A 633-nucleotide genomic window follows, 5' to 3' on the forward strand; every position below is an offset into this window, starting at 1 on the left:
CCAACGCGGCCGATCTGGCCTCCAATACGCCGATTGCCGATCCAACGGCCTTCCCGAGCGGCACGGCCACGCTGTATGCGGTGGTCTCCAACCTGGGCACGGACGTGACGCCTGACCCGGCGCCATGCCGCAGCGATGCAGTAACGGTGGAAGTTACCGTGGAGGCACTCGTGACTCCTGTGATCACAGGGGAGACGACGATCTGTATCGACAACGGTTCGGGAGTGGCCACGCCGATTACCCTGACGGCTTCCCCTGCGGGTGCCTATACCTACCAGTGGTTCCTCGATGGCGTGGACACGGGCCTTACCGGACAGAGCATACAGGTGGACCTTGCCGGCGAGTACACGGTGGTGTTGACCTCCACCAGCGCCTCTGCCTGCGTCTCGGGACCTTCACAGGCTTTTGAGGTGGTGGAATCAAGCCAGCCGTTCAACCTTAGCTATACCGTAAGCGGTGCCTTCCAGGACAACCAGTCGATCCAGGTCAGCGTTGAGGGTGTCAACCCTGATGCCTTCGAGTACAGCCTTGACGGCGGGCCATGGCTTGCCAACGGCGGTCTCTTTACCAATGTAGGCCCGGGCGAGCATACCGTTGCCGTGCGCAGTGCCTGCGGTGAGGCCTCGATCGTGG

The 633-nt window shown here is 62.4% G+C and carries 1 pseudogene; it reads left to right on the forward strand.

What is annotated here, in order from left to right:
* A pseudogene (locus HC229_RS16795) lies at window positions 1-633 on the forward strand (hypothetical protein); the annotation flags it as partial.

The sequence above is a fragment of the Flavobacterium selenitireducens genome (assembly GCF_014748335.1).
GTDB classification, from domain to species: Bacteria; Bacteroidota; Bacteroidia; order Flavobacteriales; family Flavobacteriaceae; genus Flavobacterium; species Flavobacterium selenitireducens.